Below are 23,498 nucleotides of genomic sequence, written 5' to 3'. Positions count from 1 at the left end.
GTTTATCGTTTTCGAAGATAATACACAAACAAATATTTTCTCTTTTTCTACATTCGCAATCTGACGGGCTCTTGCTATATAATGAAGGGACTGAAAATGATAAAGTGGTGATCAATTTGAAATATGATGTAGTGGTAATTGGCGGCGGTCCTTCCGGATTGATGGCAGCAATTGCAGCCGGGGAAAAAGGCGCCCATGTATTGTTAGTGGATAAAGGCGAGAAGCTTGGAAGGAAACTTGCAATCTCGGGCGGCGGACGCTGCAACGTGACGAACAGGCTTTCAATCGATGAAATCATTCAGCATATCCCTGGAAACGGGCGATTTCTATACAGTGCTTTCTCAGAGTTCAACAATGAAGACATTATTCAATTCTTTGAAAAATTGGGCGTGGCTCTAAAAGAAGAGGACCATGGCCGGATGTTCCCAGTTAACGATAAAGCACAGAGTGTCGTGGATGCCCTACTGACGCGCCTGTCGAATTTAAAGGTAACGACATATAAGAACTCACCAGTTGCCGAAGTTCTCTATGAACATGGAAAAACAAGCGGTGTCCGGTTAAAAGATGGACAGACCATTGATACAGATGCAGTCGTGATTGCTGTCGGCGGAAAATCAGTTCCTCACACCGGTTCAACCGGGGATGGCTACGCATGGGCTAAAAAGGCGGGGCATACGATTACCGAACTGTTCCCAACTGAAGTTCCCGTACTTAGCCATGAAACATTCATTAAAGATCGAACACTTCAAGGCCTTGCACTTCGGGATGTTTCATTGAGTGTCCTCAACCCAAAAGGCAAGGCCCTGATCACACACCAAATGGATATGCTCTTCACCCATTTCGGTGTCTCCGGTCCAGCTGTTCTAAGGTGCAGCCAATTCGTCGTGAAAGCGATGAAAAAATGGAACCTATCGGAAGTGACAATGAAACTCGATGCCCTTCCCGACCGAAACAAGGAAGAGGTCTTTCAAGACATCATGAAAGAAATCAAAGCCGAACCGAAAAAAGCCATTAAAAATACGTTAAAAGGATTAGTTCCTGAACGATACCTTCACTTTCTGCTTGAGCAAAGCGGCATCGATCTTCAAGAACAAGGAGCGACGATATCTAATGAAAAAATCCGCCGCTTTGCTGAACTATGCAAGGACTTCCAATTTGGAGTACACGGCACCCAGCCGCTAGAAAAAGCCTTCGTCACGGGAGGCGGCGTATCCGTCAAAGAAATCCACCCAAAAGAAATGGCATCCAAATTAATGGATGGTCTGTACTTTTGCGGTGAAATTCTGGATATACACGGATACACAGGCGGCTACAATATCACCTCAGCATTAGTAACCGGAAGACTCGCCGGAATGAATGCTGCCATATATGCCCGTTCATAATTCCTTAAAGAGGCTGATCCGTTTGGATCAGCCTCTTTTAGATGCGATTTCGTATGTCGCGATAATCATTCGGTGCTTGATGGACATTAATTCAGGCGCTGGCGCAGGTTTTTCGGCCGTTCTAGCTCTTTTTCCGACCCACAGCGCTTTTATTCGACCGTATTCCCACTTTTTTCGACCCATAACGTTTTTATTCGGCCGTTCTCGCCATTTATTCGACCGCTGCCTCTTTTATTCCGGCTTTCCGTTAAAAAGTTCTGGATGATAGCGAAAAGCTTCAAGGTCAACGGTATTCCTCTTCGTGAATGTGACGCCTTCACTCTCCAGCATCGCCTTCTGATGTTCTGCGGCTCCCTCCGCTTTTATGCCGATTTCGCCTTTGGAATTGATAACCCGATGCCAAGGAAGGTCATGTTTTTTGCTGCTTGAATGAAGAATCCTTACGACCTGCCTTGCACCTTGCTGACTTCCGGCGAGCTGTCCAATTTGACCATATGTCATCACTTTACCGGAAGGGATATGTTGAATGATCTTAATCACCCGTTCTGTAAAACTTTCCAAATTACTCGCCCCTTTGTTCTCGTGGCCCATGTCCGCACGAGTTTTATTCCGTTCAGAATATGTATCGATGTTTTTCAAGAAATAATTAACCATCGTTGAAGGATGGAAGTCTCCATGAAAATAATAAAAATCAAAATTATTAATAAGATGCGCTTTCTCCAATTGCTCCTCATCCTAATGAATTGCAATTTCTTGTACACGAAAGGAAGGATACGGTCATTTTCGACGACCAGGATACGTTCTCCCTGCTCAACACTGGCACTGATGAATGTTGCCTCATTTTCAATGTAGGCTTCCAATTCATTAAAACAGTATAAGATATGGCCCCCACCCGATTGCTGTATATTATTAATAAGTTGTTTCATATTGTTATCCAAAATGGATCTCTCCTAAAAATACACCAGCCCGCACTATGTATTACGTTTAACTTTACCCATTATCAGCGTGTTTGTAAAATTCTTAGAAAAATAGTGACACAAGTAGAGAACCCGATGGAGCGCCAAGGCCAGCCGTTTGAACTGGCTCCCACCTTTGTTTATCTTGCTTCGGATGATTCCTATTTTGTGACAGGACAAACACTTCATGTAAACGGCGGGGAAACGACATCATCCTGACTTTCCACATCGTATAATCTTCCCCCTTCCCAGGAACTCAAGATTTTGGAAATCCACTTTCCTTGGCATTCACGAAAAAAGACTACCTTGATTTGCCCGACTTACAGCAATAGGTAGTCTAATATTGATATATGTACAGAAAACGATAGGGCGAATCCCGCCTTCATTTTTTCTTATAAATGATCATCGCACTAAAACAGTAGATTTGTTCCTCTTCCTCTTCACCTGTAGTGGCGACATTATATTTGATGTCAACGATTTGATTATCACGAATGTCTTCCAGGAAAACATTCATTTCGTCCTCTAAATCCTTTTCATGCTCATAATCGAATAGTTTAACTTGTATCATCGGCTTTCCCCTGCCCTTTTTACTATAATGATAGTTATTGTGCAGGATGCCCATTTTTCATGATGATTATACCTGATTTGTTTGTAAAGCGGCTAATAATGCGGCCACTTCATCCCCGACTTCTTCTGTAGAGGCACCCCCGCCCATATCAGGAGTCAGTGCCTTTTTATCGACCATCACCCTTTCGATCACGTCCAACACTTTTGCACCCCAATCCTCATGCCCGAAGAAATCAAGAATCTGACTGGCGGACCATATGGCCGCAAGTGGATTGGCGATGCCTTGATGTGCAATATCCGGCGCTGAGCCATGAATCGGTTCGAACATCGAAGGATAAATCCGTTCTGGGTTTAAATTGGCTCCGGCTGCCAGACCCATCCCGCCTGCAATGGCAGCACCTAAATCCGTGATGATGTCACCAAACAAATTGGAGGTGACAACGATTTGAAATCGTTCGGGCTGTTTGACAAAAAACATGCTCGCCGCATCGACCAAATAGGAATTCGTTTCTACCTCCGGATACTCAATCCCGATTTCTTCAAAAACCTGATCCCAAAAAACCATCGAATAATTCAATGCGTTCGCCTTGCTTATACTCGTTAGCGTCCTGCCCGTTTTACGCGCCAGTTCATACGCATAACGGATGATTCTCTCCGTTCCCTTTCGCGAAAAGACCCCCGTCTGCAGTACAACTTCTTCTGGCTTGCCTTTGAAAAGCCAATCACCAGCACCGGAATATTCCCCTTCACTGTTTTCACGGATGACAATCATATCGATTTGGTCTCGTGTCACGTCTTTTAATGGACAAGGTGCACCTTGAAGCAATTTAACGGGTCGAACATTTACATATTGGTCAAATTGCTTTCTGATTTTCAGCAGAAGTTCCCTTAGTGAAATATGGTCCGGAACACCAGGATAACCGACAGCCCCAAGATACACGGCATCAAACTTCATAAGTTGTTCCAGTCCATCTTCGGGCAGCATTTTACCATGCTCAAGATAATATTCGCATCCCCATGGAAAATATGTGAACTCGAAAGAAAAATCACCAGCTAATTCAGCTACTTTGTTTAGCACTTTCACGCCTTCGCTGATCACTTCGGGACCAATTCCATCTCCCGCAATGACCGCTATTTTATAAACATCCATTCTTCCCCATCCTTTATCTATATTTTCTGATTTCAACACCCTAATTTTAACATATAACTTTTGCATTTCCCTCTCCTAACGGAAACGCGTAATGTGAACGGCAAAAAAATTTTATCGGAAAGGTCCATAATGCAAAAAGGGGCCCTTTCATGGTGAAAGGGCCCCTGCGTCATGCCTTTAAATATGCGCGTCTTTCCGCATATTTAAAGGCATTGTGAATAAACCGTAATCTTTTACTTTCTTTATTGTAATAAAACGTTCCGTTCTTGGATTTGCGCTTACAAAAGTAACAAGTTTTTTTACTTAACGATAACTTCGCCTTCCCATTCAAGCATTCCGCCAACCATGTTTGCCACTTTATATCCTTGTTCCTGAAGATAATGGCATACATTTTCACTGCGGCGTCCTGAACGGCAGATAAAGATATATTCTTTTTCTTTATCAAAATAATCAAGATTAGCTGGGATATCATTCATGCGGATATGTTTCGCGCCTTCGATCATTCCTTCTTGCACTTCTTCGTCTTCACGAACATCGACAAGTTCAATCGCTTCGCCTGCCTCAAGCTTTGCTTCCACTTCTTCAGTTGTAATGATTTTGATTTCTTCCATAATAGCACCTCGAATTATTGTTTAATTTTTCTTATTTATTATAACAAATATTCCAGCCAAACATTACTTTATGGATTGTGTTCTTTTAAGGTACACATACTACGCTAATGGAAAATGCATGTTCACCTATATTCATTCTTGATAAAAGCGAACCTACAGGATAGCTGATTTTTCAAAATAAAACGCCAGCGAATATCATTTTCGCTAGCGTTTTATTTTGAACTAATGAATCATTCTTAATGGCTGAAACCTCGCTCATACTGTTTAGGAATATCAACTTGTTTATTCAAAGTTTTAGATGCTTCTAGAGACCAGTAAGGGTTGCGCAACATCCCTCTTCCTATGGCCACCAAGTCTGCTTCTTCATTCCCAATGATTGAGTTTGCAAGAATTGGATCATCTAATCTACCTACAGCAATCACTGGAATATCCAAAGCTTTTTTAATTTCCCTAGCGAATGGCGTTTGATAGCTTGCATGAGTGCCCGGTCTTCCGTCTGCTCCAATCGGGCCCTCTCCGCCAGAGCTGACATGGAACATATCCACACCGGCTTCTTTAAAGACTTTGGAAAACTCAATACTTTCTTCAAGGCCGTATCCGCCTTCCACGTATTCTTTTGCAGAAATACGCATAATTAAAGGCATATCAGCTGGCATTTCGCTTTTCACTGCTTTAATTACTTCTACTCCAAATTTGGTTAAGTCTTTTCCATATTCATCTTCACGTTTATTCGTAAGTGGCGATGTGAATTGGTGAATCAAATATCCGTGTGCCCCATGCAATTCAATCACGTCAAAGCCTGCTTGAACGGCTCTTCTAACTGAGTTTCGGAATTTATCGACCATTTCCTTAACTTCTTCCGTCTCCAAAGCTCTTGGTGTCTTAAACGTTTCGTCAAACGCGATGGCTGATGGTGCTACCGGTGTTTCTGCATCCTCTGCTTTACGCCCCGCATGAGCAATTTGGATACCGATTTTTGCACCGTATTGATGAACTTCTTTAACAATTTTGGCAAAAGCTTCAACTTGATCATCAGACCACAATCCAAGATCACCATTCGAAATACGTCCATCCGGCTCTACATCGGTCATTTCCACTATAATTAATCCAGCTCCGCCAACTGCTCTGCTTACATAATGATGAAGATGCCAATTAGTCGGGATACCATCCTCAGCTTCGACAGAGTATTGGCACATTGGTGGCATAACAACCCTATTTTTAAGTTCAAGCTCTTTTATACGATAAGGTGAAAATAAATGAGTCATATTTTTTATATCTCCCTTACAGATTATTTTTTAATGCATGCACATGCATTTATATCATTTGGATAACATTGTGTCAATTAATCAGATTCTCTTGAACACCTAATTCGGATGTTGTAAACGTTATCCTCTGTTGGTACATTTATTTTTATTTATGTTATATTTAAAATAAGCAATCAGAGGTAGGCGAAAATAATTGTCCAGTGAACAAAACCTTATAAATACATGGCTATCCTTTACTCATATTCATGCCGAGCTCTCCAATGATCTTGATAGAGTGTTGCAAACAAGGCATCAGACGACTTTAAATGAGTTTTATGTTCTATTATTTTTATCGAAAACACCTGAAAAAAAATTACGGCTTTTAGAATTACAACAGTTAGTAGGCTTAAGCCAAAGTGCAATGTCAAGACTTTCTGTAAGAATGGAAAATAAAAGTTGTGGTGTCATTCAAAGGCTGGGATATGAAGATGATCGCCGTGGTGTCTGTGCAACGATAACAGACCGAGGAGAGTTGCGACTCCAAGAAATACTAGCAACGGTTAATGAAACACTTGAAAAATCTTTAAAAACCAGTGATATCGACACTGCACTGAAATTCTTTATTAATGTAAAGAACAGTATCCAGGAGAATGAATAATAATCACCGTATGACCTATCTAGATATCACTGTATAAGTTACAAGAAATTTTGCGCCCGTTGATCAAAATGCGGGCTTTTTTCTTTTGTCCGACTTCCTATATAAGATCATGGGAAGAAATAATAACCATAAATGAAAAGGAGATAGACGCACACTCTCGTCCATCTCCCCACATTAATTAAAAGTCGAAATTGTCAGGATCTGGACCAACCCGATGATTCTGATTCAATTCGCTGATTCGGTTCATATCTTCTTCCGTCAATTCAAAATCAAATATTGATGAGTTTTCCACAATGCGGTGTTCTTTTGTTGATTTTGGAATCGTTACAATCCCATTTTGTAAATCCCAACGTAAAATGACTTGTGCAACAGATTTTCCATACTTAGTCGCAATTTCTTGTAATACCTCATTATCCAGTAATTCACCTTGCATTAATGGAGACCAGGCTTCTAATTGAATGCCTTGTTCCTTACAAAATGCTTGTACTTCTTTTTGAGTCAAGCGTGGATGACATTCGACTTGATTGACCATAGGCTTCACTTCTGCGTCCTTCATTAAGTCTTTAAGATGATGAATCTGGAAATTACTTACTCCGATTGCTTTTACTTTTCCTTCTTTATAAAGAGTCTCTAATGCTTTCCAAGCTTCTTTATATTTTCCTTCGACTGGCCAATGAATCAGATATAAATCTAAATACTCTAAGCCCAGTTTCTTTAAGCTTGTTTCGTATGCTGCGATTGTGGATTCGTATCCTAAATCGGCATTCCAAACTTTTGATGTTACGAATAAATCTTCCCTGGAGATTCCAGCTTCTTTTAAGCCTTCAATGATCCCTTGTCCAACCCCTTCTTCATTTTCATAAATGGCAGCCGTATCAATACTGCGATAACCATGTTTAATCGCCAATTTGACCGCATTTACTAATTCTGGCCCTTCTTCTACTTTAAATACTCCCAAGCCAAACCAAGGCATTTTAACACCGTTATGCAACGTTGTTGTATCTTGTAAATTTTTCACCATCATCCATCTACCTCCAAATTTTCTTAATTGAAATCATATAATGCCCTAAAGGATCATTACATCCCTTCAAGGAATCTTCCGCATTCACTGAAGGGATGCAATGATCCCTTGGTTACTTCACCTAACACGCTTCACCTATTTTACTATTCCCTTCCTGGTTTCTATCTTTTCTTTCGAGAACTCGGCTCCAACCTGTTAAAATGACGGCTGCGAACACCATAACTCCGCCTATCCAGGCTGTATGGATGAGTCCGATCGAATCCGTGATCAGCCCGCCTAAGTAGGCACCAATGGCGATTCCTGCATTGAAGGCGGCAATATTGATGGCTGATGCCACATCCACTGCACTCGGCACGAAACGCTCGGCTAACATGACGACATAGACTTGAAGCCCTGGAACATTCATGAATGCAAACAATCCCATTAAAATGATCGTAATTAAACCAGCTATCTTAAACGGTGCCGTGAAAGTTAAGACAACAAGTACAATGGCCTGAATAAGAAACATATAGTAAAGGGCATTAATAGGATTGCGATTGGCCAATTTCCCGCCAAGAGTATTCCCTATTGCTATGGCTACTCCATATACTAACAAAATCAAGGCCACAGTTCCTTCTTTAAACCCCGTTACTTCCTGAAGTAATGGAGAGAGGTACGTGAAGACAACAAATGTACCTCCGTATCCTAAAGCTGTAATGATGAATACTAGCAGCAATCGGCCATTTGTCACCAATTTGATTTGGTCACGGAATGTGGTCTGTAAAGCTTTCCTTAAATCGGACGGGACTAGGATGCTGTTCCCGATGAAAGCAATCAGGCCGATTGCCACAATGACGATGAAAGCGAATCTCCAGCCGAATTGCTGCCCGATGAAGGTTCCAAATGGAACTCCGGTCACCGTTGCAACCGTGAGGCCTGTAAACATGATGGCGATGGCACTCGCCCTGCGGTTTTCAGGGACCAAATCAGCAGCAATCGTAGCGCCTATTGACATGAAGATACCATGTGCGAGCGCTGAAATGACACGCGCAATCAATAATGTACTGATCGTGGTCGCAGAGGCCGCTAATGCATTTCCGGCAATGAACACGACCATTATCCAAAGCAATAAGGTTTTTCGCGACATATTCGATGTCAGCGATGTCAGGATAGGTGCCCCGAACATGACCCCTAAGGCGTATAAGGACACCGTCAATCCTGCCGTCGTGACTGTAATGTGTAAATCTTTAGAAATGAGTGGTAATAATCCCACACTGATGAACTCTGTTGTTCCAATTGCAAAGGCACTGATCGCTAAAGCCAGCAATGCCCATGTACTTCTATTTTTATTTGAAATCATATTCTCTTCTCCTTCTTGTCGTTTTGTACTATCATCGAAATTGCCTAAGCAACTTTTTTTAAAATGGTACAGTGGAATTCGGTGTGCAAATGTTATTATGAGATATAATAGAAATTAAAAACAGTACGTACTTTAAAGTGATATAGGTACCTTTAAGTTCCTATAAAAATTAGGGGTGTATGCAAATCATGCAAAAAAAGAAGTACAATATATCAGTTGAAGCAACACTGGAAGTACTGGGCGGGAAGTGGAAATGCGTAATCCTCTGCCATCTGACCCACGGAAAAAAGCGGACTAGTGAATTGAAGCGCCTAATGCCGAACATCACCCAAAAAATGTTGACCCAGCAATTGAGGGAGTTGGAAAAGGACGAGGTCATCAATCGGATTGTTTACAACCAAGTTCCCCCAAAAGTGGAATATGAACTTAGTGAATATGGGCAAAGCCTGGAAAGTATCCTTTCCGCATTATGTACGTGGGGGGAAAATCACATAACCAGAGTGTATGGGGATAAGTTTTCCGTTCTTGAGGAAAGTGTATTGAATGAACAATTGAAGTAATTCAAAACAAAAAAACGGAGTCCACTAAGGGGATTCCGTTTTTTTTGCTGAACCGATCAAACATCATCAATGAAGAATAAAACAAAAAAGAATAACTCAAATGTGCTATTTTTTTTTGTTTATAATGAATTCTCCTAATTTAACTAATAAATGCAAAGTGAAAATGATCATCATTGTTCTGGACACTACATACCCATCAAGAGCTAAATCATATCCTCCAGATATTAATAATTCAGGTTTGAAACAAATAAAAATCGATATTGCGAGAGGTATTAAAACAAGAATGAAAGCTAGCTGAGTTTTGTTATCCATAAACATTCCGCCTTAGTGTATTAATTTACTAAATAATAACATTATTTACCATTAATGAATAACCCCTATTTAAATAATTGGTAATAAAAATACCATCGTAAGAGGCATCCGTTTTATTCCTCTCTATATTTTTGGTATAATATGTAATGCAATTTAATATTTAAACTCTTGTATTTGATCAAGCAGGACAGTGTTGATCACTTAAAGTTTTTATTTTGTAAACGAATGAGTATAATGGTGAAACCAAGGAGTGACATATGAGGGTCTTATTAGAATTGATGCGCATCATATTAATATTCGGGATAGCCGGGTCGATCATTTCGAATATTGTAAACGGTATATATTTAAACATAGGAGTTAATCCGAATCAGTATGGCTGGCTAGGCTCGATTGCGATACTCATTTTATTATTTGTCTGGTATAGAAATAAACTTCAGTTCATTGGCTGGTATTCGGGAAAAGGGAAGGAAAAGCTTCCAAAAACGGCCTCCCAAATACTAATCATCTGTTCACTCTTTTTGTTATGTGCCCCACCTGTTTTACGTATGCTGCAGATGATATTTCAATAATCGGGATTCTATATCCCAGATAGAGCAGGAGTGAACGATTTGCGGAATTTGTTTAATATTGTGGTTCTCATACTCCTACTCGGTGGATTTTGGTATGGATATGGTAAAGATATTCAGGAGTCTGGATTCAAGGCGGGGGTTAGTTCCTTTGCATCCGATGTTCGTTCCTTTATTAACGGGCCCGAGGTTTCAACTGCCTTGGAAAAACTGAATACCGGAGTCAACAACCTGATGGGTTCGTTAGCTGAAACTTTGGATACCGCTTCAGAAAAAGAACCGCAAGAAACGGAAAAAGTGAAAAAACCAGCACTGGAAGCACCTTCTGAAGCATCCTTTTCAGTCAGTAATATCGAAATTGGCGAAACAAGGGATGACGTAGAAAAATTGGCTGGTGAAGCAAAGCGGAATACGCGGAATGAATATGGCGTAGACTGGTTCGCCTATCACGAAAATTATCAAAACTTCTTCATGGTTGCCTACGATAACAACAATAAAGTTGTTGGTTTATATACGAATCAAGATTTGATTTCCTCAAAGGAGGGCATTAAACGCGGCACCCCTAAGGAAGACGTGACTGCGAAATTGGGAGAGCCTGTAACAAAACTGCTTAAAGGCAACGTCTACTACCAGATTCGAAGTGATGGCGAATACGATATGTTTAAAATGGATAAGAGCTATGTGACCATTTTTTATGATATACATGAAAAAAATACAGTCACATCGATCCAGATCATCGACGCAAACCTTGAAAAGCAAAAGAGCGGCTATTTTGCAAAATCCAGCCCCGAGCTAAAGAAAGGCTTTGAATATCAATTATTCGATTTGACCAATGCATCGCGGGTCAATCATGATCTCTCAGTGCTTTCATGGGATAAACAAGTGAAGGGCACTGCACAGGATCACAGTGCAGATATGGCTGTGAATCAATACTTCAACCATACAAACCTTGAAGGAGAATCCCCGTTCGACAGGATGGAAGATGACAAAATCAAGTTTCGAATGGCTGGGGAAAACCTGGCTGCCGGTCAGAATAGCAGTATCTTTGCCCATGAAGGCCTGATGAATTCCATTGGCCACAGGGAAAACAAATTACAGAAGGATTTTGAATCGCTCGGTGTCGGAGTGGCCTTCGATGATGAAGAAAAACCATATTATACGGAGAATTATTTGAGGAAATAAACCAAGAAGCTGTGCATAGGCACAGCTTTTTTCTCCGGAATAAAAGAGCGGGCATCCATTTTAAAATGGATGCCCTCTCTTTTATAATGTATCACCAAACGAATAATCCAACGATCATGGCACTTAACAAGGAAACAGCCATCCCGCTAAGCAGCAGTTTCCAAACATTCCTTCCGATAATGTTCGATTTCTCATCATTTAGGATGGAATTGAATGTTCCATAAATCATGCCCACTGTACTGAAGTTGGCAAATGACGTCAGATAAGTGACAGCAACAGCGACTGTATGCGGAGACAGCGTACTGATTTTATCTTTTAAATCGAGCAAGGCAACGAACTCATTCGTGGCAAGCTTGATTCCCATCAATTGAGCGACATACATGGCCTCATGTCCTGATAGTCCAAGCAGGAATGCAAATGGACTAAAAATTACGGAGAAGATTTTTTGAATGGTCAGACCATCCACAAAGAAACCGAAAATACCGTTTACACTGGCCGTTAACGCCACATAACCGATTACCATTGCCATGATGACGAAGACCATCTTGACCCCAACCAGCATACTGTTAGAAATGGTGGAAAAGAAATCTTTACGTTCCTCTTTAGAAGGTACATAAACGACGTCTTCCTCTTTACTGACATTGACGGGATTTAGCATGTTAGCAATCAGCAAGGCATTTAAGCAGTTCAAAGGTATCGCTACAAAAACATAGGTCGCTGGAACCATGGTTAGGTAGGCACCAATGATTGAACCACTGATGCTGCTCATGCTCATGATTCCAAATGTCAAAAGACGCTGATCTTTAATCGCGCTGAGTTGAAGGCGGAGAACGGCAAGTGCTTCTGTATTCCCAAGGAACATCATCTGAATCGAAAAGAAACTCTCAAGTTTTGGCAAACCGGATACTTTTGAGATGAGCCATCCCACTTTATCAATGATCCAGGTAAGTATACCGAAATACGATAAAACATCAAAAAACGTGATAATGAAGATAATCGGCATCAATGCACTGAAAAAGAAATCCACGTGTTCATTTGCCATAACTGAAGGAAAGACGAATGAAATCCCTTCATTTGCACAATCAATCAACCAGGTGAAGAATGAAGCAATCAGATTAATGACCCACGCCCCTATTTTAGTCGATAACATGAACCCTGTGATAAGCAATTCAATAACCAGCAAGGTTAGAATCGCTTTCCACTTAACGCTCCTTTTATTAGGTGAACAAAGGTAAACGATGCCCATTACAACTAAAACACCCAGTATATTCAATAAGAAATACATGCTTTCATCCCCTTTGGATATATCATTTCCCATTCATTTTTTTTATATAAAAAGCCCTCACCTTTACACTTTCAGCCGCAGGAAGAAAGTGTGAAAAAGTAAGAGCCTTCATTAAAAAGGGGGTATGCTGGATCAAGTTTTCAAGCGAACCAACCAAAAACCTGTTCATCTCTTTTATTTTCATACTTCCTTGTAGTCCGGCATTATTCACGGCTGCCAGGTAGAAACTATCAGACCATTGTTACTGAAATTATACAAGGATATTTTTTAAAATAAATTTCTTAGGAAAGTTATCATTTTAAATCAGTTTATTTTCAATTACAATACGTTTTACAATTGTTATATTAATATAAATTTTTCGAAAACATTTTAAAGAGAAGTCTCCGAGGGGACAATGTTTGGTAATACTTATGAAGCAGTATATCCCACCCATCAACAATAAAAAAACACCTGCTTTATAGCGGTGTTGTAATATTTATCGACCAATTGTTATTGCTCGAGTAAATTCGCCATATTACCCTTTAGAGTCATGCCGTTTATAAAATAAACTTCCCACCTGTGATAATCCTTGATTCAATGCTTCATACTAATAGTATATTTCCTTTATAAGGACGTGGATTTTGGTGGATTTTATTTATAGCCAGGAAACTCTTACTGCAGTTCAGTGGATGTTGAGAGCCATTACATCCTTCATCTTTTTACTTTTTTCGGTTAAATTGATGGGGCAACGAGCCATTTCTCAGTTAAGATCACTTGATTTTATAATGGCATTATTTATTGGAAACATTCTTGCCCACCCTTTGGCTGATGCACACTCAGGTTTGAAGGGTTCAATGATAACGACCTGTGTATTAGTCATTTTATATATGATTAATGTGTTCACATCTCTTAAGTGGGGCAAGCTCCGAAGGTTCTTTGACCCCTCACCCTTTACTCTTATCGAAAATGGGCAAATCGTTTACAAAAGCTTAGCAAAGGCTCGAATTTCCATCGATTTTTTACTGTCAGAATTAAGAAAAGATAAAATTGAAGATATTCAAAAAGTATCACTCGCACTATGGGAACCTGATGGTACTATTTCATTGTTTTTAGATCCTCAATATAAACCGTTAACTCCAGCAGATATGCACCTAGCAACAAATGCCTTTACTTTTCCTAAAACAATCATTAAAGAAGGGAAGATTGATTTCAAAGAATTAAATCGAGAAGGTAAAGACGAAGTATGGCTGAAAAAAAGACTCAAAATGACTTATAATGCGGACGTGAACGATATTTTATTAGCAACCATTGATAACAACGATACCATAAAGGTCTTTTTTTACAAATAAAGCTCGAAAGAATATAAACAACCAAGTGTCTGATTCTCTAAATACTTTTTTCCCGGTGAAAGTTGGAGTTATATCTTTTTGTAGCCAAAATAAAATCCCCTAAAGAAGAAAGTGTAAAACCTACATATAAATGTCGGCTTTTACACTTTTAAACTTAAAAGGGGATCATATCATATTCATGACCTTCAAAAAAACTCTCTTATTACTCCGACCAATTCAGAGTATTTAAGAACTTGTACACATCTTCATAAACCTGTTCACGTTCTTTTCCTAATGTGATTATATGGCCAGAGTTTTCATACCATATCAAGTGTTTATGCTGCGTATCGACTTCATTGAAAATCGCTGTAGCACTGTTCGTATAGTCGGGATCATCCAAACGCCCTTGTAAAACAAGAGTTGGTGATGTGATTAAATCTAAATCTTCACCCGTCTCATTTATTATATTCACCATATCTTTCAGCGAAGTCATAGGGTCTGCTTCCAACAGCTTCACTTCGGCAGCAATTTGGTCTGCATCTTTGCCTTCAAACTTCTTATAGGCCTGTGCATAACTGAGCAATCGGTTTTTTTGTCGATCGCTACTTTTTCCGTATGTCGGTGCACACATTGAAACTACTCCTGTTACGGGAAGTTCAATCCCTACTTTTAATGAGAATAATCCTCCTAAAGAAATTCCTGCAACAGCAATTTCCTCGTAGCCTTCATCTTTAAGGAATTGATAACCTTCCACTACGTCTTTCCACCATTCTTTTGGACCTGTTTTAGCAAGTTCCTCGGCTGATACTCCATGCCCACTATAAAGGGGTCCGTGGCAAGTATAGTCGCGATCATTCAGGTATTTCCCTAATTTCTTCATATCTCCTGTACTTCCGGTAAACCCGTGAAGTAAAAGAACTGCTCTATTTCCACCTCTGTATGTGAATGACTCAGGTGCTTTCACTTTCATCTATCTAGGACCTTCTTTCTGCTCTTGTTGATAAATAGAATCTAAATGATTTTCAAAAAAAAATCAATTAATACCCCTTGAGTGGGATTTCTTCTATCCTATTCCGTATTTTCATTCAAACATTTAAATCATGTATATAGTATCCTTACCACACTCTTTACAACTCATCCGTTCCGAAGCACATTTTACTATGATTGATTTTATTTAGCAATCGTCATTTAACCATTTTTTTTAAGAAAAGTAAAATACACCTTGTAATACGATGTACATCGTATTACACTAAAAGCAAATGATAAAAGAAGGTGATTATTTGGATAAAGAATTGATGAAGGGAAGTATTGACCTCCTCCTGCTTTCACTTCTTTCACAAAAAGAGCTGTATGGCTATGAAATGACGAAGATTCTAAGGCAAATGAGCGAGGGGCAATACGAAATCAGTGAAGGTACCCTATATCCGGCTCTTAAGCGTTTAGAAAGAAAGGAATTTATAGAAGGGTATTGGAAAGAGTCTGAATCCGGACGAAGGAAATATTATCGTATCACAGACAGCGGCAAAACCGAGCTTGAACGTAAACGCAGCAGCTTTACCTTCCTTGAAAATTTAGTTCGGAAAAGCGCGGAGGATTTCTGATGAAAACACCATTTGAAAAGTATGTAAAAAAAATAGTCAACCAAACCGATTGTACCAAGGAAGAAAAAGAAGATATGTCTGAAGAACTACTTCTCCATCTGGAGTTGAGCCGGGATGATTTAATAAAGCAAGGGAAGACACCAAAAGAAGCCGAGAAAATGGCATTAATCCTTTTTGGCGACGAATGGGAAATCGGCAGTCAAATTCAGCAGGCCATCTTTCCATACCGAAAAGAGCTTATGCTTACTTTATCCATCGTTTCAATTCTTTTTACGTTTTCAGTGTATGCGCTGCAACTATTCCAAAAAGGAGATGCTTACATCGGCTGGCTTCTTTTTTCGATACTGACTAGTGCAACATTACTCTCACTTACACTTAACCTCCTAGTCTCTATCAACCGGAAAATTATGGTCAACACCGTGTTAGTGACCCATGCCCTTGTCTATGTATATGGATGGGGAATCGCTTCCGCCCTTGACTTCACATTATTTCCTTTATTCAGCTTGATTATGGCAGCAATTCTCCTACTATCCCTTTACCTCATTTACAAAACAGCCTTGGTTCTTCCGGGATATAGTGGTAAGACTTTAAAAAAAGCAAAACTTCTGCACATTTTCAATATTTCACTCGGCATCGTGATTTTGTCAGTTACCTTATTTTTCTTATATGCTTTTTTAATCTTCTCAAGTGAAGTCCAGCCGTTTATGCTTTTATTTTTCGTCCCGACCGTTTTATGGATTTCGTTATATATCCTACAGATTAAACTGTTAAAAAAGCATCCTGCGACTTCAAATATATGTGCTGTTTTACAGGTATTACTAGTTATAGCCATTATTGTTACGATGATGACACTCTACCGTTAAGGAGTCCTTCAAATGAAAAAGAAGCACATCTATCTCATTCTGATCACGCTTGCGATTGTGACTGTCTTGTTTGTCATCGCCGGATTGATCTTTAAAAAAGAAGAAAATGAAAAGCAGCAGGGCTTAACCAATCAGTACGACGTATCCACCCAAGGAACAATTGCATACGTCACACACATTAAGGGGAAACCACAATTAAAGCTCTATAATCCTACATTATCCGTTGAAGAAAAAGTCCTTGAATTGAGCAACGATGAACAAATCCTCGACCCGACTTATTCCTACGAAGGAGATATGCTTGCCTTTATCGTAGCTAAAAAAAACCAAGAAGAAGATTCAACCAGTTCCATTCACCTTCTTGATATAAAATCACAGAAAATCAGTGAATTATTCAAAGCAGACTTCCTGGTCACAGAACTCGATTTCGCAAAAAGCGGCCGCTCTCTCTTTTATATCGGAGCCGGTACGTTTAAAAACTATTCGCCAATCACGGGTCCCCGCCCTCACGATCTCGATATTTATGAGTTTGATATAGAAAAAAAGGAGTCCATCCAACTGACCTCTTTTAAGAAATATGGTCTTAGTTCCCTAAATGTCACCGTTGATGGAAAAGCCGCTTATTATCAAACCGATGATGATGCGGATGCTAAAACGGCTGATGATATTTTCGAAACGCATCAACGGATTTTCAAAGTGAAATTTGATCAAACAGGTATCGAAACTGTCACCGACTCTAAACGTGATGTCGACATTTTTGATTTCACAATTACCCCGGATGAAAAAACGATGATTTTCCAGTCTATCTCCAATGAGCAATCAGGCAGTACCTATATTTATGAACTATATAGCTATGACCTCAAAACCAAGACCGAAAAGCAGCTGACCCATCTTCAAGGATACACAGATCGCCCAGTCATCAGCAGCGACTCAAAAAATGTCTACTTTATGGTAGATAAGAAATTCGGCAAAAGCGATCCACAGTATCACCTATATAAAGTGGAGATTGATGGAGACAACCCCGAAGAAATTTTGTTACCTAATTAACGAAAAAGGTTTCCGACACCAATTATTAACGGTGCCGGAAGCTTTTTTTATGGGGTTTCTCGTGAATTCATGCTACACTCTTGATTTCGCGCTGTTTACTCGTGGGTTCGGCTTGTTTACTCGTAGGATTTGCACATTTACTCGTGAATTCATGCTACACTCTTGATTTCGCGCTGTTTACTCGTGGGTTCGGCTTGTTTTCTCGGAGATTTGCACATTTACTCGTGAGTTTGGTCTATTTACTCGTGAATTCCGCAACTTTACTCGTGAGTTTTGCTGTTTTACTCGTGAATTACCACGATTTACTCGTGAATTCATGCTTCACTCTTTCTTAATTCCGCGCGTTTACTCATGGGTTACTCCAGTCCCACAAAAAAAGAACCAAATTTGGTCCTTCTTTCTCAAATTATTCTCTTTTATTTAACCGATTGTTTCCTATATATATTAATGTTTGATGGACTCCATATGGAATATATCCTGAATTTTACGTTTTACGTTTATCATGATTGTCTATTCCTTTATGTTTCCGATAATTGGCGCAGGAGAGCTTCATACATTCCCCCTGGACATGCGGACCGTATTTTTCACGAAAGGCCTCGAGGCAATAGCATTTCTCTTCTTCCTTTTTGGTTTCATCCATCGGTGTATCCCTCCTAGAATTCAACCGGAGACTACGCGCTTCTCCAGCCTTACGTTGATTCGCCCCAACAGTACGGCACCGATTGACTGAATGACTGTTTTAACGATGATTTGGCCGATAATCGCAGCGGGTACGGCTTCCCATGGCAATATATTGGCACCTAGTGGACTTAGGCCAATCACGACAAATATCACCGAATCGAAAAACCCTCCAACGATCCCGCTGTAGAACACCCTCCAACTCATCGGGAGCTTTAACCGGGTATAAATTTCCGTATCCGCTGTTTCTGCCACAACGAACGATAATGCGGAAGCAAATACAATCAATAACGTATCTTCTAATAAAAATGATACACATGCAGATAAAATAAGTGCGGTAACGATACACATATAGGTTTTCGCACGGCCGAATTTATTCTGGACCAGATCTCGAAAGATGAAGGTTCCCCCGATGAGCAATGTACCCATCGGAATGATGAACATGCCCAAATGTAATGGATCAAAAGCTGCTGTAACCACATTCGCCGTGACAATGGATACTAAATACAATAGAATTCTTAACATTTAATTCATTCTCCTTATACAGAAAAAACAGCACCCTAAGAAAGAGCACTGTTCCCCTTAGTTTTTTTGAGAGGGTAGCTAGAACCTCTTCCGCCGGAACGGATTATCATTTCCTTATTTATCGTAGCTTGAAAACGGTCGGAAATCAAGAAGTTTCCATATGGCTGATTCTAAAATGAATTCAGGCTAATACCCTTTCAAAAATCGCCTTCTTGATTTCGTTTTAGTCACTGGGAATGGCGCGAATCCACGGATTATCCACTTTTCCAAAGCTTAGCACTTAGCAAATGTTCCTCTGATGCCAAAGGATTTTTAAAGCTTTTGCCGATTCCTGTCGCAGAAAACTGCTTGACGGGCTGTATGAAAAGCGGACAATCATTGATAGAGTTATGTTACGATTTTGATATCTAGACAAGCAGTAACAAAGCACCTCGCATTATTAAGGGGAGGCAGCCCTTATTGTTTTTATTTGGCATGGACTTGAAAAGGAATGCTAGAAATATAAACGCGAGGAGGCAAAAGAATAATGAAAAAACCAACGTTTGTCTATCCTATTTATATCGTGTGGGCCGTTGCACCCGCTCTCGTTTACATGGAACATGGCAGGAGACAAAACACCCCGCGACCATCCTACTCGGGTCACTTTTCAACTGCAGCCAATGGATGATTCTACTGTGAAGTTCACACTTTCGCATGAGCTATTGGAGAAAGATTTCGTATATGGTGATAATACCTTTGAAGGCATAGATTATGGTTGGCCAGCTATTCTAAGTAACATGAAGAACCGGACAAAACTTGTCGCCAATATATGTAGATCGGGTTTATTAGGTGTTAGTGGGAAACTATTAAAACATATCGAAAGAGAGCTGATATAGTATGGATACTCAAATAACTACGAAATTTAAAATAGTCAAGCCAACTAATGAGGTGTTTGAAGCCATAGTAAACCCTGAAAAAATCGGGAATTTTTGGTTCTCATCGAGTTCTGAAAGATGGGAGCAAGGCAGGACTCTTACATTGAGATATAACGAATACGATGCTGAAGTGGTTATCCATGTATTAGAAGTCGAGGAAAATAGGAAAATCGTGTATTCGTGGGGAGGCAACGACCAAGAAACAGTCGTTACAATTACACTAAAAGAGCTGGATAATACAAGTTCAATCATTGAAGTAAACGAGTCAGGTTTGAAAGAAGACGACCCAGAAATAATAAACAAAATGATCGGACAAAAAGAAGGCTGGGTTTATACTTTAACCTGTTTAAAGGGTTATTTAGAAAATGGCGTTAATAATTTGAGAGCGTCATTAATTTTTTAGGGTGCTGGTTCAGCTGAAAAAAGATCTCTAAAACCGGCAGTTGGGCGTGCCGCCTCTATGTTGCACCTGATAAACCATCTGCCATTTAATGGTAAATGTCAATAAAATGCCACCACTCGAAAATCAAAGAAAGCGGCTTACAAGTCTAAATTCATTATTTCGACTTATTATACGGGTAATGTTTCCGAGAAAAACTCAAGGATGGATTCCTTGAGTTTTTCACTTTCCGTTTGGTTTGACCCGAAATTCAATCGGAAAGCACTTTTAGATACATGCCCTTGGAAGCTTTTTCATAGGCTTCTATTCCCATGTTCTTCACTTTTTCAGATAAACTGGATGCTCTCACCACTTGGGTTCCTTGAATGACGGAAGGATCCATCAGGCGCACTTTATTTTTCCGATGTAAATCATAGTCCAATTGATCTTCTTTCACCTTTACGTTACCATGGATCCTTTTTAACAGATTTTGCACTTCATCGTCTTCAGTGGAGCTTAACAAGGATATGACTTCTTCATCTGTACCAAGTAAGCCATCAAGGCTGATCAGGTTTTTAGCCAAAGCCAATTTTAACGTTTTTGCCAAGATATCATAGCCATATATATTAAGCGGGTTCATGAAAAAATCAATAACTTCGCTGTAATACGTTTGCACAAACCATTCCGCCGATTCAATATCATCCAGATACATTCTTCCATTTATTATGATTATATGCTCAAGAAAGTCACGAACGGATTCAAGTGTGATATATCCATACTGATGCATATCCCGAAGAGTATAATCTATCCGATCGGCGCATAACTCAGGTGCTGGCTGTTCAAGCAATTCCCATTTTGATTGAACAATAGCTTTACAATCATATCCATATTTCTTCAGTATAAATGGGATTTCAGATTCCATAATGACATGATCATATATCTTTTCATGATAATCTTCATCCTTACAATCCAGAACGAAATCAATAACATGTGAGAATGCAGTATGGGATACGTCATGAAGCAAGCCCGCGATTTGTTCCTCTAATGAACCACCAAACTCCTTTATTAACAGCATCACACCAATTGAATGGTCAAATCGTGTGACATTCCACTTCTCATTAACTAAATAACTTGCCCCGCCCTGATGTATTCCTTTCAGTCTTTGGACCGGTTTGCTTACTATCAGCTCTTCCAGAACTCCCTCTACAATGTGTTTCCCATAGATACTATCCGAAACTAGCAATAACTGCTGCCTCCCTCATCAGGTTGGTGATTTCACTGATTTTCTTCTGTAAAAATTATTTCCCCCTTTTCACCTTGCTCATATTGCTTTTTTGCCAATTTTCTTATTTCCTCTTCATCATTCAAATCGATATCAGGTAGATTGCCCTCAACCTTATCTCCAATGAGTATTACTTCATTTGATATTACTCGATTTGTTGGATACACCATTATAATGTCTTCCATAGGTTTTGTTTTATTTTTAAAAGGTTTATTGAATAAAAAATAGCCGGTCAAGACTATGATAATTGAAGCAAAAATACCTAATTTCCTTTTCATCTATTCATCCCTTCCAACGGGTTTTCTTTACCCTCATTTTACCATAAGAGGATATCATTGGTTAATAGTGGATTCTTTTTTTCAGTTACTAAGACATTCATATTTCCTATCATTTCACCGTTTGAAAATAGCTGTAAATTCCAAATACCTGTTTCATTGAATGTAATTAACGTAGTTGCTATGGATACGGGAACATCATTCCCACTTGTATTTAAGCTAACTGGTTGCGGGGAATAACCCTTAGGCAATTCTCTAATTGGAGTTCTTTTAATCGTCAACTTTCCATTAGCTGCAAGACGGCTTCCACTTCCTGCATGAACGGCCGTTATCTTTAGTTCGCCTAAAGGAAGCTTTTCATTCTTCCTCCAAAAAAGCCATTCCAATACACATTCTTCACCCGTTACTAAAGGTTTATCGATAAAACCGAATTTTTGCTTCATCCCCCTCAATACATACAGCATCATTACATCTTTTACTTTTTCATTTACTGTGAATGTTGGTGTTTGTTTTAAACGGTTGTTAGGGGAAATGGAGATTGATCCTGCATTATCGCGTACCGCTGCCTTCGCAACTTTGTCCCCCACTTGAACCGTGGGGCAGCTTACTAACAGAATGAGTACTACAATATTGTGTAGTTTCATAGTGCTCCTTTCAGTTTCAGATTTACTATGTTTGACGTTATCGTTTAATTTTAGTTACATTTAATGGTAAACCCTTTAGAAAATTGTCTAATATTTGACATTTGTAAATCAGCACGGTATCATTCTAATTAACCAGTGGTCAATAAATAAAGGAGGGGAAAATGATGTCGCCAAGGAAATCAGCAGGTAAAGAATTATCCAGGGAAATGGTATTGACTGAAGCTAGAAACCTTTTTGCAACCTTAGGGTATTCGAACGTCTCAATGAGACAATTGGCTAAATCATTGGATTGCAGCCATGGTGCCATTTATTATCACTTTAAAAATAAGGCAGAAATATTTTATAGTTTGGTGAAAACGGATTTTTCCGTTTTAAATCATTTAATCGATGATATCATCATGTCGGAAAATGACCCTTCTCAAAAAATTGAAAAGATTTTATTATGCTTCATTGAGTTTGGTTTAACCCAACAGAATCATTATTCCATCATGTTTTTATCCAAGGAAAAAGAGATTCAGCAGTTGCTTCAATTCGATTCTAATAAAACCTATGAAAAGCTAATCCAATCTTTGACAGAATTAACCGACAACAAACTGAATCCTGCATCCATATGGTCCATTTTCCTTTCTCTTCACGGATTCATAACTTTTTATATTAATTCTGAACTATCCTATCCAGATGTAAAAGGTTTAGCTTATTTTCACGTAAAAAATATCATCAGGAACATTGTTTGATTTTTTACCAATATTATTGACCAGTGGTTAATTAATTTTCGGGAGGTTTGAAAATGGTAAAGAAATTCCTTCATATCGAAGGACTCATGGTCCTTTTAGCAATGATTTACATCTATTCGTTATATGAATTCAGCTGGTTGATTTTCCTTTTATTGATTTTATCCCCTGATGTTTCAATGTTTGCCTACCTGATTGATGATCGAGTTGGAGCAAAGGTTTATAACTTTTTTCATACTTATACCCTGTCCATCTTCATGATTTTGCTCGCCATTTTTCTAAAGTCTGATGCATTTATGATGATTGGTTTAATTTGGACAGCGCATATTGGGATGGATCGCTTATTTGGGTATGGCCTTAAATACACATCATCCTTCAAAGCTACACACATTCAAAGGCTGTAATAAGCTTAAAAGGCAGTG

Annotated in this window: 30 protein-coding genes, 1 pseudogene and 2 riboswitches; of the genes and pseudogenes, 15 read left to right on the top strand and 16 right to left on the bottom strand. The window is 39.4% G+C overall.

Going from position 1 to position 23,498, the window contains the following annotated elements:
• Nucleotides 1-116: 116 nt before the first annotated feature.
• A complete protein-coding gene (locus ACQKKK_RS00270; RefSeq protein WP_427613200.1) occupies nucleotides 117-1,382 on the top strand; it encodes an NAD(P)/FAD-dependent oxidoreductase in 1,266 nt (421 codons plus the stop codon).
• A gap of 231 nt (nucleotides 1,383-1,613) precedes the next feature.
• On the opposite strand, the gene ACQKKK_RS00265 is transcribed toward ACQKKK_RS00270, so the two are convergent.
• Both ACQKKK_RS00265 and ACQKKK_RS00260 read right to left on the bottom strand, forming a co-directional pair.
• Nucleotides 1,614-1,943 (bottom strand): MGMT family protein, encoded by a 330-nt coding sequence (locus tag ACQKKK_RS00265; protein ID WP_427613198.1) that lies wholly within the window; start codon nucleotides 1,941-1,943, stop codon nucleotides 1,614-1,616.
• Nucleotides 1,944-2,017: 74 nt separating this feature from the next.
• A complete protein-coding gene (locus ACQKKK_RS00260; protein WP_427613197.1) occupies nucleotides 2,018-2,320 on the bottom strand; it encodes a hypothetical protein in 303 nt (100 codons plus the stop codon).
• Nucleotides 2,321-2,413: 93 nt separating this feature from the next.
• On the opposite strand from ACQKKK_RS00260, the pseudogene ACQKKK_RS00255 reads away from it, so the two are divergent.
• Nucleotides 2,414-2,557 (top strand): annotated as a pseudogene (locus ACQKKK_RS00255) (SDR family oxidoreductase); the annotation flags it as partial.
• A 163-nt stretch (nucleotides 2,558-2,720) separates the two neighbouring features.
• On the opposite strand, the gene ACQKKK_RS00250 reads toward ACQKKK_RS00255, so the two are convergent.
• The 4 genes from ACQKKK_RS00250 to ACQKKK_RS00235 all read right to left on the bottom strand — a co-directional run bounded on the left by ACQKKK_RS00250 (nucleotide 2,721) and on the right by ACQKKK_RS00235 (nucleotide 5,931).
• Nucleotides 2,721-2,906, bottom strand: coding sequence for a sporulation protein Cse60 (locus ACQKKK_RS00250; protein ID WP_057913195.1), 186 nt, complete (start codon nucleotides 2,904-2,906; stop codon nucleotides 2,721-2,723).
• A gap of 66 nt (nucleotides 2,907-2,972) precedes the next feature.
• Nucleotides 2,973-4,055 (bottom strand): tartrate dehydrogenase, encoded by a 1,083-nt coding sequence (locus tag ACQKKK_RS00245; RefSeq protein ID WP_427614029.1) that lies wholly within the window; start codon nucleotides 4,053-4,055, stop codon nucleotides 2,973-2,975.
• 299 nt (nucleotides 4,056-4,354) lie between these two features.
• Nucleotides 4,355-4,666: a rhodanese-like domain-containing protein gene (locus ACQKKK_RS00240; RefSeq protein WP_427613195.1), complete on the bottom strand. Its 312-nt coding sequence runs from the start codon at nucleotides 4,664-4,666 to the stop codon at nucleotides 4,355-4,357.
• Nucleotides 4,667-4,902: 236 nt separating this feature from the next.
• Nucleotides 4,903-5,931: an NADH:flavin oxidoreductase/NADH oxidase gene (locus ACQKKK_RS00235; protein WP_427613193.1), complete on the bottom strand. Its 1,029-nt coding sequence runs from the start codon at nucleotides 5,929-5,931 to the stop codon at nucleotides 4,903-4,905.
• A 193-nt stretch (nucleotides 5,932-6,124) separates the two neighbouring features.
• Between ACQKKK_RS00235 and ACQKKK_RS00230 the strand changes: the two genes are divergently transcribed.
• Nucleotides 6,125-6,568 (top strand): MarR family winged helix-turn-helix transcriptional regulator, encoded by a 444-nt coding sequence (locus tag ACQKKK_RS00230; RefSeq protein WP_427613192.1) that lies wholly within the window; start codon nucleotides 6,125-6,127, stop codon nucleotides 6,566-6,568.
• Nucleotides 6,569-6,746: 178 nt separating this feature from the next.
• On the opposite strand, the gene ACQKKK_RS00225 is transcribed toward ACQKKK_RS00230, so the two are convergent.
• Both ACQKKK_RS00225 and ACQKKK_RS00220 read right to left on the bottom strand, forming a co-directional pair.
• Nucleotides 6,747-7,589, bottom strand: a complete 843-nt coding sequence (locus tag ACQKKK_RS00225; protein ID WP_427614027.1) for an aldo/keto reductase — start codon at nucleotides 7,587-7,589, stop codon at nucleotides 6,747-6,749.
• A gap of 121 nt (nucleotides 7,590-7,710) precedes the next feature.
• Nucleotides 7,711-8,928: an MFS transporter gene (locus tag ACQKKK_RS00220; RefSeq protein WP_427613190.1), complete on the bottom strand. Its 1,218-nt coding sequence runs from the start codon at nucleotides 8,926-8,928 to the stop codon at nucleotides 7,711-7,713.
• Nucleotides 8,929-9,116: 188 nt separating this feature from the next.
• Here ACQKKK_RS00220 and ACQKKK_RS00215 point away from each other — a divergent pair, with 188 nt between their 5' ends.
• Nucleotides 9,117-9,488 carry a winged helix-turn-helix transcriptional regulator gene (locus ACQKKK_RS00215; protein WP_427613188.1) on the top strand — a complete coding sequence of 124 codons (372 nt, stop codon included), beginning with the start codon at nucleotides 9,117-9,119 and terminating at the stop codon, nucleotides 9,486-9,488.
• Between the two features lie 105 nt (nucleotides 9,489-9,593).
• On the opposite strand, the gene ACQKKK_RS00210 is transcribed toward ACQKKK_RS00215, so the two are convergent.
• On the bottom strand, nucleotides 9,594-9,800 hold the full coding sequence (locus tag ACQKKK_RS00210; protein WP_427613187.1) for a hypothetical protein: 207 nt from the start codon (nucleotides 9,798-9,800) through the stop codon (nucleotides 9,594-9,596).
• Nucleotides 9,801-10,057: 257 nt separating this feature from the next.
• Between ACQKKK_RS00210 and ACQKKK_RS00205 the strand changes: the two genes are divergently transcribed.
• Both ACQKKK_RS00205 and ACQKKK_RS00200 read left to right on the top strand, forming a co-directional pair.
• Nucleotides 10,058-10,369 (top strand): hypothetical protein, encoded by a 312-nt coding sequence (locus ACQKKK_RS00205; RefSeq protein ID WP_427613185.1) that lies wholly within the window; start codon nucleotides 10,058-10,060, stop codon nucleotides 10,367-10,369.
• Nucleotides 10,370-10,408: 39 nt separating this feature from the next.
• On the top strand, nucleotides 10,409-11,548 hold the full coding sequence (locus tag ACQKKK_RS00200) for a CAP domain-containing protein (protein WP_427613183.1): 1,140 nt from the start codon (nucleotides 10,409-10,411) through the stop codon (nucleotides 11,546-11,548).
• Between the two features lie 91 nt (nucleotides 11,549-11,639).
• Here the strand turns inward: ACQKKK_RS00200 and ACQKKK_RS00195 are convergent, their stop codons facing one another.
• Nucleotides 11,640-12,833 carry a NupC/NupG family nucleoside CNT transporter gene (locus ACQKKK_RS00195; protein ID WP_427613181.1) on the bottom strand — a complete coding sequence of 398 codons (1,194 nt, stop codon included), beginning with the start codon at nucleotides 12,831-12,833 and terminating at the stop codon, nucleotides 11,640-11,642.
• Nucleotides 12,834-13,006: 173 nt separating this feature from the next.
• A riboswitch (purine riboswitch) is annotated at nucleotides 13,007-13,111 on the bottom strand.
• 345 nt (nucleotides 13,112-13,456) lie between these two features.
• On the opposite strand from ACQKKK_RS00195, the gene ACQKKK_RS00190 reads away from it, so the two are divergent.
• Nucleotides 13,457-14,161 (top strand): DUF421 domain-containing protein, encoded by a 705-nt coding sequence (locus tag ACQKKK_RS00190; protein ID WP_427613179.1) that lies wholly within the window; start codon nucleotides 13,457-13,459, stop codon nucleotides 14,159-14,161.
• 202 nt (nucleotides 14,162-14,363) lie between these two features.
• On the opposite strand, the gene ACQKKK_RS00185 is transcribed toward ACQKKK_RS00190, so the two are convergent.
• Complete coding sequence (locus ACQKKK_RS00185) at nucleotides 14,364-15,110, bottom strand: alpha/beta hydrolase (RefSeq protein WP_427613177.1); 747 nt, start codon at nucleotides 15,108-15,110, stop codon at nucleotides 14,364-14,366.
• Nucleotides 15,111-15,420: 310 nt separating this feature from the next.
• Between ACQKKK_RS00185 and ACQKKK_RS00180 the strand changes: the two genes are divergently transcribed.
• The 4 genes from ACQKKK_RS00180 (at nucleotide 15,421) to ACQKKK_RS00165 (ending at nucleotide 17,983) form a co-directional block, all read left to right on the top strand.
• Nucleotides 15,421-15,741 (top strand): PadR family transcriptional regulator, encoded by a 321-nt coding sequence (locus ACQKKK_RS00180; protein ID WP_427613175.1) that lies wholly within the window; start codon nucleotides 15,421-15,423, stop codon nucleotides 15,739-15,741.
• On the top strand, nucleotides 15,741-16,604 hold the full coding sequence (locus tag ACQKKK_RS00175; RefSeq protein ID WP_427613174.1) for a permease prefix domain 1-containing protein: 864 nt from the start codon (nucleotides 15,741-15,743) through the stop codon (nucleotides 16,602-16,604). Before ACQKKK_RS00180 ends, ACQKKK_RS00175 begins: the two co-directional genes overlap by 1 nt.
• Nucleotides 16,605-16,616: 12 nt before the next feature.
• Entirely contained in the window at nucleotides 16,617-17,648 is a 1,032-nt protein-coding gene (locus tag ACQKKK_RS00170) for a TolB family protein (RefSeq protein WP_427613173.1), read from the top strand.
• Between the two features lie 194 nt (nucleotides 17,649-17,842).
• The gene (locus tag ACQKKK_RS00165) at nucleotides 17,843-17,983 is read left to right on the top strand and encodes a hypothetical protein (RefSeq protein ID WP_427613172.1); all 141 of its coding nucleotides are present in this window, start codon (nucleotides 17,843-17,845) and stop codon (nucleotides 17,981-17,983) included.
• 149 nt (nucleotides 17,984-18,132) lie between these two features.
• Here ACQKKK_RS00165 and ACQKKK_RS00160 read toward each other — a convergent pair whose 3' ends face one another.
• The gene (locus tag ACQKKK_RS00160; protein ID WP_427613170.1) at nucleotides 18,133-18,288 is read right to left on the bottom strand and encodes a hypothetical protein; all 156 of its coding nucleotides are present in this window, start codon (nucleotides 18,286-18,288) and stop codon (nucleotides 18,133-18,135) included.
• A gap of 20 nt (nucleotides 18,289-18,308) precedes the next feature.
• Nucleotides 18,309-18,851 (bottom strand): VUT family protein, encoded by a 543-nt coding sequence (locus ACQKKK_RS00155; protein ID WP_427613168.1) that lies wholly within the window; start codon nucleotides 18,849-18,851, stop codon nucleotides 18,309-18,311.
• 51 nt (nucleotides 18,852-18,902) lie between these two features.
• Nucleotides 18,903-18,945: riboswitch (PreQ1 riboswitch) on the bottom strand.
• Between the two features lie 448 nt (nucleotides 18,946-19,393).
• On the opposite strand from ACQKKK_RS00155, the gene ACQKKK_RS00150 reads away from it, so the two are divergent.
• Nucleotides 19,394-19,726: an SRPBCC domain-containing protein gene (locus ACQKKK_RS00150; RefSeq protein WP_427613166.1), complete on the top strand. Its 333-nt coding sequence runs from the start codon at nucleotides 19,394-19,396 to the stop codon at nucleotides 19,724-19,726.
• A gap of 1 nt (nucleotide 19,727) precedes the next feature.
• Nucleotides 19,728-20,168, top strand: a complete 441-nt coding sequence (locus tag ACQKKK_RS00145) for an SRPBCC family protein (RefSeq protein WP_427613164.1) — start codon at nucleotides 19,728-19,730, stop codon at nucleotides 20,166-20,168.
• A 247-nt stretch (nucleotides 20,169-20,415) separates the two neighbouring features.
• On the opposite strand, the gene ACQKKK_RS00140 is transcribed toward ACQKKK_RS00145, so the two are convergent.
• Genes ACQKKK_RS00140 through ACQKKK_RS00130 form a run of 3 tightly spaced genes read right to left on the bottom strand, consistent with a single transcriptional unit; the run spans nucleotide 20,416 to nucleotide 22,345 of the window.
• A complete protein-coding gene (locus tag ACQKKK_RS00140; RefSeq protein WP_427613162.1) occupies nucleotides 20,416-21,387 on the bottom strand; it encodes an HD domain-containing protein in 972 nt (323 codons plus the stop codon).
• Between the two features lie 32 nt (nucleotides 21,388-21,419).
• Complete coding sequence (locus ACQKKK_RS00135) at nucleotides 21,420-21,704, bottom strand: hypothetical protein (RefSeq protein WP_427613160.1); 285 nt, start codon at nucleotides 21,702-21,704, stop codon at nucleotides 21,420-21,422.
• A 38-nt stretch (nucleotides 21,705-21,742) separates the two neighbouring features.
• Nucleotides 21,743-22,345 (bottom strand): hypothetical protein, encoded by a 603-nt coding sequence (locus tag ACQKKK_RS00130; protein ID WP_427613158.1) that lies wholly within the window; start codon nucleotides 22,343-22,345, stop codon nucleotides 21,743-21,745.
• Nucleotides 22,346-22,506: 161 nt separating this feature from the next.
• On the opposite strand from ACQKKK_RS00130, the gene ACQKKK_RS00125 reads away from it, so the two are divergent.
• Together ACQKKK_RS00125 and ACQKKK_RS00120 are read left to right on the top strand one after the other, a co-directional pair.
• Complete coding sequence (locus ACQKKK_RS00125; protein ID WP_427613156.1) at nucleotides 22,507-23,079, top strand: TetR/AcrR family transcriptional regulator; 573 nt, start codon at nucleotides 22,507-22,509, stop codon at nucleotides 23,077-23,079.
• Nucleotides 23,080-23,132: 53 nt separating this feature from the next.
• Complete coding sequence (locus ACQKKK_RS00120; protein ID WP_427613155.1) at nucleotides 23,133-23,480, top strand: DUF4260 domain-containing protein; 348 nt, start codon at nucleotides 23,133-23,135, stop codon at nucleotides 23,478-23,480.
• The last annotated feature ends 18 nt before the right edge of the window (nucleotides 23,481-23,498 follow it).

This window comes from Peribacillus sp. NPDC006672 (assembly GCF_050274955.1).
Lineage (GTDB): Bacteria > Bacillota > Bacilli > Bacillales > DSM-1321 > Peribacillus.
Note: the sequence above shows the minus strand (reverse complement) of the source record. Positions and strands in the feature narration are given on the sequence as shown.